The sequence below is a fragment of the Synechococcus sp. R55.7 genome (genome assembly GCF_047461955.1).
Classification (GTDB): domain Bacteria; phylum Cyanobacteriota; class Cyanobacteriia; order Thermostichales; family Thermostichaceae; genus Thermostichus.
In genome coordinates this window covers 1-5165 of record NZ_JANSIC010000183.1, presented here as the reverse complement: position 1 = coordinate 5165, position 5165 = coordinate 1, and the positions used below count along the sequence as shown (strand labels likewise).

Sequence of the window (5165 nt, the reverse complement as noted above, 5' to 3'; positions counted from 1 at the left end):
GAGGGCAGTGGTCATGGCATCTCCTCAGGCAGCGGCAGAATGGATCAAGCGGTCAGCCGGGTGTCGGGAAGCTGGACGCGGTAGCCTTTGAGTTCTCTCGGTTGCGAAGCGGTGCATAGCACTCACACAAGCGCGGTCAACCTCTCTGCGTCCTTCGTCGGCCTCTCTACACTGAGAAGCATCCTGCGATTCTAGGGTAAAGACCGGTGGTGGGGAGCTGACGCTTTTGTTATCCTGTCGCATAAGCTCCCCCTCTGGGATCCCAGGGGAAAGTGGGCCAACCTTGCCTGACACTGAACGCCAGCACAGCCCGCATAATGTTCCCGCACAATGTCCTGCACAATGTTGTGTCAGCAAGACTTGGTTCTCGATGGCAGGTTTGCAGAGAGGACGTGACCTGATGTTTACTTGGCTCTGGACGAAACAATTTTCTCGCTTGAATCAAAGGCTACAGAGCCTAGAGGTAGCTCGCGAGGAAAACCTTCTGTCTCCCGATCTGAGCGCTCAAACTCTGCAGGTGGCCCCCGACTTTTGGGAACGGCAGCACCAAGCCTTTGTCTATGTGGACAAGCAAATGCAAAGGCTCAGCCGTCGCAGCAAGATTTGGGGAGGAATGGCGCTGTTGGCCATTCTGGCCGATGCGGCTTTGATAGTGGCAGGTCTGGCAGCGTTCCAGTCTTGGCAGCAGGTGCAGGCGGATCGCCAATTAACTCGCATTGCCCAACAGGTTGCGGCTGTCGATCCTGTGCAGCAAGCTTTTGATGATCTGGTGGCTCAATTGCCCCAGATGAGCGGGGCAGAGCGATCTCGTGCCCTAGAGGCGTTGCAGGCTCTCTCGGCCATCTCGATGGCCTATGGCGGCTACTCCTCCGACGGTTCTGCGGGTATTTCTGTGTACAGCTCTGCTCTCCCAGCAACCCCTCTTGAGGCTCAACTGCAAACCATTTACCGGTTGGGGCAAATGCGGGTGGTGGAGGCGGTGCCGGCTTTGCTGACCAAGCTTGCGGACGATGAGCCGGTGGTGCGGGAGGCGGCGGCCCGTGCCCTCGGCCAAATTGGGGATCCGCGCGCCTTGGGTCCCTTGCACGATCTTCTGGCCTATGAGCCCAATGAGTTGGTTCAAGATGCCGCTATTGCTTCGATTGCCCAACTGCTGCGCTGAAGAGAGGGTTAGATGGGGGTGGGAGTTGAGGCACTGGGGATGAGTATCGGCAAAATGAGCAGGCTGGGCAAACTGCTGGGGGTGATTTGTTGGGTGTGGGGATCCGCTCTGCCCGTTTGGGCGCAGGATCCCTTCCGCAGCGGGGACAATGCCCGCCCCATCAGGCCGGAGGTGGCGGCAGCTTTTGAAGAGTTCTTCTGTGCAGGCCGCTACAGCCAGAGCCGGGAAAAACTGGAAATGGCCAAGAAGGCCTCCCCCGAAGAGCCGATGGTCTATGCCCTGTTGGCGGCGCTGGCTTATCAGGAGGGAGACCTGGAAGCATTTGCCCAGTTGGCCACTCAAACCCGACAGGTGGCCGCCGAGTTGAAAAAGACGGATCCCCTGCGGGGCAACCTTTATGAGGGCGTGGGCTATGGGCTGGAGGCAGCCAACATAGTGGTGCGAGATGGGGTGGTCATCGGTTTGCCCAAAGCTCTGCCCACCCTCAATCAATTGTTTGCTTCCATTCGGGCCGCCCAAGCAGTGGACAGCAGCGATCCGGAGCTCAATCTGCTCAACGGCTACATGGATTTGCTGCTGACCTACCGGGAGAAGGCTCTAAATCAGTTTCGGATGGCAGCGCCTGACTATCTGTCCTACCGCGGCCAAGCTCTGGCCTACCGGGATATGCAGCGCTTTGACGAGGCGCTGGAGGCGGTGGATCGAGCCATTGCTGCTTCTTGCAGCAACCCCGAGCTTTACTACCTCAAGGCGCAAATTTTGGTTTCCAAAGGGCAAGACCGAGAGGCCGTCCCCCTTTTCGATCAGGCCCTGCAAGCTTCCGCCCAACTGCCCCAACCTTTGGTGGAGCAAATCCAGATGGAGCGGGATCGCGCCGCCCAACGCAGTGGGTTGACCGGCCAGTTGCCGGCCACGCCTAGCCCCTGAAGGGATCCCATGAGCCTGCGCATCAGCGGCAAACGAGCGCTGCAAACTCCCACTGGCTTGGGCACTCGACCCACACCTGGCCGGGTGAGGCAGGCCTTGTTCAACATCTTGCAAGGGCAGGTGGAAGGCTGTCGCTGGCTGGATCTGTGCTGTGGGGCCGGTACGGTGGGAGCAGAAGCTCTGTGTCAGGGGGCCGCTTTTGTGGCCGGGATCGAGATTGCCGCCCCTGCCTGCCGCATCATCCGAGCCAACTGGGCCAAGGTGGCGCAGCTGGGGCAATCTTTCCAGGTCATTCAGGGAGATGCCCGCAAGCTGCTCAGCCGCGGCCTGAACTTGGAGCCATTTGATTACGTGTACTTTGCTCCTCCCTACGAGGCCGGTCTGTACGCCCCGCTCCTGCCCCTGATCCCGCCCTTGCTCAAGCCAGGCGGAACCTTGATCGTCGAGCATCGCAGCGGCCAGAAGCTACCAGACCAGGTGGGATCCCTGCTGCGCTTTGACCAACGAACCTATGGGCAAACGGCGCTGGCTTTCTATCGCAATCTGGAAGAGCAGCTCTAGCTGGGGAAGGGAGTGCTGACGAAGCCGATTTCCAAGAGCTGCTGGTAGGCTTGGGTGCCCAGCTCGCGGGTTGGGCCCTGGCTGTTGATGACCTGGATCAGCCAGCCCACAGCCTCTTCCGGTCGCCCGGCGGCGCGATAGACCACGGCCAAATCGTAGGCGGCTTGATCCCGGGCTTGGGCGGCAACACGGGCCAGCTCCCGCTGTTCTTCGGAGATGCGGTTTTGGATCCCGGCGAAGGCGCGGGAGAGATCTTGGTGGTAGTTGGAGCGCTGGTTGTAGGCGTTGAACACCTGTTGCAGCAGCTCGACAGCCTGGTCGTAGTTTTGCGCTTGGATGGCGGCATTGGCTTCGGCGGCCAGTTGTTCGGCTCGCAATGCGCTGAGGGCGCTGCTGGGCTGCTCTAGGGCGCGAAACTGCTGCGGATTGGGAATAAGCTGTTGCCCGGTGGGGAGCTGCTGAGCAGTGGCCCAGAAGGTGGAGCCCATGCCCAGGACAAGGCCGAGCAGTACGCCGAAAACCAACCGCGCCCAAGAACGGCGCAGAAGGCTGAGCCCCTGTGCGATGGCGTCCTGGCGACAGCCTTGGGAAGCAACAGCGGGACGTCGTCCAATCATGTGCGGGTAACCCCCAAAACCTTTTTTGACCCGTTCCACTCTACCCTACTCCTCGGGCCTTTGCTGCAGCTCAGGGATCCCTTTGGAGCGAGGCTGGGAGGAGATGGGCTTCTTGAGCTTGGGCGGAGAGGAGCTGGGCGAGTTGGGTGGCTCTGGAGGCTTTTCCGGCAGCAGCGGTAGGTTGAGAATCAGCTCATACATGCGCAGGTATTCCAGCGCTGAGCGGTGCCAACTGAAATCGCTGGCCATGCCCCGCTTCTGCAGCGCTTGCCAAGTTTCTTTGTGCTGGAAGGCTTCCCAAGCCCGCGCCAGACAGGTGTAGAAGTCCAGGGCTTCGTAGCGGTCAAAGCAGTAGCCGGTGCCGATCCCCTTGCTGGGGATGTGGTGGCTGACGGTATCCACCAGCCCTCCCGTGCGGCGGACAATGGGCACACACCCATAGCGCATGGCGATCATCTGGCTGATGCCGCAGGGCTCAAAGCGGCTGGGCATCAAAAACGCATCTGCCCCCCCGTAGATCAACTGGGCCAGCTTGGGTTGGTAGCCTTTTTGGTAGGCCATTTTGCCCGGGTGCCGCTCGGCCATCTCCCGGATCCGCCCTTCGTAGTAGGCTTCGCCGCTGCCTCCCAGCAAAACAAATTGCGCGTCGCTGTAGGCCAAAAAGCGATCCAAGGCTTGGATGAGCAAGTCGATCCCTTTTTGCTCCACCAAACGGGCCACCATGCCCATCAGGAAGGTATCTGGGTTAACGGTCAAGCCCAACTTGGCCTGTAGCGTGGCTTTGTTGGTCGCCCGCCCGCTGAGATCATCGATGCTGAAATTGGCCTCTAGGTCTGGGTCGGTGCGGGGATCAAACCTATCGATGTCGATCCCATTCAAAATTCCGCGCAGCCGTTCCCCTTTCCAGGCCAACAAGTCCTGCAGTCCTTCCCCATGCAGAGGGGTGCGAATTTCCATCGCATAGGTGGGCGAGACGGTGTTCACTTGGTCGGCGTAGAGGATCCCGGCAGCCATGGTGTTGTGGGCAGAAAAATACCAGGGCAGCCAGGTCATGCGCTCCAGTTGCCAGCGCCAGGGCCCTTGGTAGGCCAGGTTGTGGATGGTGAACACCGTGCCAATATCGGGAGCTTGGTGCATCCAGGCCGGGATCATGCCGGTGTGCCAATCGTGGCAGTGGATGATGTTGGGTTTCCAGGGGTAGTAAGTCCAGGCAAATTCGGCTACGGCGTTGGCAAAAAAGGTGAAGCGCCAGAACTCGTCCTCGCCGTAGTAGATGCGGTGGGGAGCAAAGCAGTAGTGGCTGACCAAGTAGAGGGGCACATCGGTGCCGGGCAAAACGCTTTCGTAAATATCGGCCACCTGACCCATGACCTGTTTAGACCAGATGGGATCTTTCGAGCGGGGGTATTGCCCCGGTTCCTGGCCGAACTTGTCCCAGAGAAAGCCATACAGAGGCATGATGATGCGGACATCCTGACCCAGCTTGCGCAAAACGACAGGCAGGGATCCCACCACATCCGCCATGCCCCCCACCTTGGCCAAAGGTGCTGCCTCTGCCGCTGCGAACAAAATCCTGGCTTGAACCACGCTGCCCTCCCTGGTGTTGTGGGCTCCGCTCCGCCGCCGTGAACGGATCCCGGCTCAGTTGCCCTCAGCCAAAACCCTTCCCATCCTAAAACACAAGGGATCCCTGCGCCGGATGAGCTGATGCAGCGCCTCATCTTGAGGTTATGTTGCAACTTATTGATTTTTCGTAAGATGGAAGGACAGTGCTGCTCAGAACTGTTGTGGGCGCTGCTGTATTGCACTTTATTCGTCGTCATTGTTCTGGAGATATCGTCCTATGACCATAGCGGTAGGGCGCGTGCGTCAGGAGCGAGGATGGTTCGACATCGTCG

At 59.6% G+C, this 5165-nt stretch carries 5 protein-coding genes; 3 read left to right on the top strand and 2 right to left on the bottom strand.

Annotation, left to right across the window (positions count from 1 at the left end):
* Positions 1-400 precede the first annotated feature (400 nt).
* From NW820_RS09750 to rsmD, 3 genes are read left to right on the top strand one after another with little or no spacing between them, the layout of a single operon-like run.
* On the top strand, positions 401-1162 hold the full coding sequence (locus NW820_RS09750) for a HEAT repeat domain-containing protein (protein ID WP_414407377.1): 762 nt from the start codon (positions 401-403) through the stop codon (positions 1160-1162).
* A 12-nt stretch (positions 1163-1174) separates the two neighbouring features.
* Positions 1175-2089, top strand: a complete 915-nt coding sequence (locus NW820_RS09745; protein ID WP_414407376.1) for a Sll0314/Alr1548 family TPR repeat-containing protein — start codon at positions 1175-1177, stop codon at positions 2087-2089.
* Between the two features lie 9 nt (positions 2090-2098).
* The gene (rsmD, locus tag NW820_RS09740; protein WP_414407375.1) at positions 2099-2650 is read left to right on the top strand and encodes a 16S rRNA (guanine(966)-N(2))-methyltransferase RsmD; all 552 of its coding nucleotides are present in this window, start codon (positions 2099-2101) and stop codon (positions 2648-2650) included.
* Here the strand turns inward: rsmD and NW820_RS09735 are convergent.
* Both NW820_RS09735 and glgA read right to left on the bottom strand, forming a co-directional pair.
* Positions 2647-3267 carry a hypothetical protein gene (locus NW820_RS09735; protein WP_414407374.1) on the bottom strand — a complete coding sequence of 207 codons (621 nt, stop codon included), beginning with the start codon at positions 3265-3267 and terminating at the stop codon, positions 2647-2649. The genes rsmD and NW820_RS09735 overlap by 4 nt on opposite strands.
* Before the next feature lie 45 nt (positions 3268-3312).
* The gene (gene glgA / locus NW820_RS09730) at positions 3313-4854 is read right to left on the bottom strand and encodes a glycogen synthase GlgA (RefSeq protein ID WP_414399358.1); all 1542 of its coding nucleotides are present in this window, start codon (positions 4852-4854) and stop codon (positions 3313-3315) included.
* Positions 4855-5165: the final 311 nt, after the last annotated feature.

Coding starts and splice junctions, on each gene's coding strand:
- NW820_RS09750 (WP_414407377.1), top strand. CDS start 401: ATGTTTACTTGGCTCTGGACGAAACAATTTTCTCGCTTGAATCAAAGG.
- NW820_RS09745 (WP_414407376.1), top strand. CDS start 1,175: ATGGGGGTGGGAGTTGAGGCACTGGGGATGAGTATCGGCAAAATGAGC.
- rsmD (WP_414407375.1), top strand. CDS start 2,099: ATGAGCCTGCGCATCAGCGGCAAACGAGCGCTGCAAACTCCCACTGGC.
- NW820_RS09735 (WP_414407374.1), bottom strand. CDS start 3,267: ATGATTGGACGACGTCCCGCTGTTGCTTCCCAAGGCTGTCGCCAGGAC.